This is a genomic window from Hydrogenivirga sp. 128-5-R1-1 (genome assembly GCF_000171895.1).
In genome coordinates this window covers 1-1,944 of the sequence record NZ_ABHJ01000199.1, presented here as the reverse complement: position 1 = coordinate 1,944, position 1,944 = coordinate 1, and the positions used below count along the sequence as shown (strand labels likewise).

The 1,944-nt window shown below is 25.4% G+C and carries 1 protein-coding gene; it reads left to right on the top strand.

All coding sequences use genetic code 11. The features are described from left to right. Nucleotides 1-113: 113 nt before the first annotated feature. Nucleotides 114-1,944: EAL domain-containing protein (locus HG1285_RS18940; protein WP_008288883.1), on the top strand; the 1,831-nt coding region annotated here is incomplete at its 3' end.

Genomic DNA, 1,944 nt, shown 5'->3' with positions numbered 1-1,944 from the left:
AAAAACAATAATTTCAATTACAAAAATTATGAAAGATAAAAATCTTATTGATAAAAATTTTAAGATTAATGCCGAAACTCTAATAAATATGCGGTTTTTAAAAGGAAAGTAATTTGGCTGATTTAATTAAGTATTTATTAAAACTAAAAATAAGCCATATATTCTATTTAAGTCTTACAGTTGCAGCGGTAATATCTCTTATTATATTTTCTGTTTCTTATTCCAAAATTTACTTTGATAAACTTGAAAAAAACATTATAGAAGACCTGAGAATTAAAATTTCTTTGGCTTCAGAAATAATTGAAAAAAATATAAATCAAAATGAAATTTCTGATGTAGAAGCTGCCATAGCATATTTATCAACGCAGAAAAACATAGAAAATGTATTTTTGATAAACCCTAAAGGAAAAGTAATAATTGCGTCAAAGAAAAAATTTACAGGAGAAAATATAAAAGAAATCTATCCATTCTTAAGAAAAAACCAGATATACAGGGAAAATATAAAATATTTCTTCAACAAAGATAAAAGTAAAATATTTTTTATAGAAAGTATATTTCTCAGGAAAAAGGGAGAAATAAGACCTAAAGAGCATGGTGTTTTACTCGTAGAATATAACTTTCTTAACGATAAAATATCAAGTTTATACTTTTTATTATCTAACATACTTATATTTTTAGGAAGCATAATTATAGCTGGTTTTATATTAAACACTGTATTTAAAAAATATATATCAAGAAGAATAGAAAATGTAATCAATGTTCTTGAAAAGGTATCTCATGGTGATTTAGATACAATGGTTAAAGTGCAAGGTAATGATGAAATAAGGCTAATTTCTGAACATATAAACCAGATGATAAAAAAATTAAGAAATTACATATACTATGATTATTTAACAGGTGTATATAACAGATACTTCTTTGAGAAAAAGGTAAAAGCTGAAATATCAAACAAAAACAAATTTGCACTTGTAATATTTGATACAGACAATTTTAAGGAAATAAATGATTTATTCGGACATATAATAGGCGATAAGCTCCTTCAAAATTATGCACATAGATTAAAGAATTTCATCGGTGAAAAAGGGTTTGTAGGCAGATTTGGAGGAGATGAGTTTTTAATTTATATAGATGGTAAATATTTTGAATCAGATTCCCAATTAATTAAACTGGTAAATCAAATCATTGAATACCTTGATAAACCCTTTTTCATAGAAGATTATAAATTAGACATAACTTCAACTGCAGGTATATCAAAATATCCAGAACATGGGAAAACATACGAAGACCTGTTAAAAATTGCGGATATATCCTTATTCCATGGAAAAAAAATAGGTAAAAATCTTGCAATTCTTGCAGATAATGACATAATAGTTAAAAGTTTAAGAAAAGCACAATTGACATCTTTTATAAAATCAGGAATAGAAAATAAAGAGTTTTTCCTTGTATATCAGCCAATATTTTCCATTAAAAATTTAAAAATAGTTGGTGTAGAAGCCTTACTAAGATGGAACAGTAAAAAATTTGGCTTTATATCTCCTGCAGAATTTATACCCATTTTAGAAGAAACAGGTCTTATAAAAGATGTCGGTAAGTGGATTTTTAAAGAAGTTTTACAACAGGCTGAAATATGGGAAAATCAAGGAATAGAAGATATTAAGATTAATGTAAATGTAGATATTCAACAAATACTGGAAGCAAACTTTACAGAGTTTGTAAAAGATGAAATTTTATCAAAAAATTTCAGTAAGGTTAAATTAGGTATAGAAATAACAGAATCAGAAGCTATGCAGTATCCAGACCTGATTATTGATAAATTAAAAACATTAAGAGAATTAGGTATAAAAATCTCCATAGATGACTTTGGAACTGGGAACTCTTCTTTAAGTTATTTGAAAATAATGTCTATAGATTACTTAAAAATTGATAAATCATTTATAGATGATA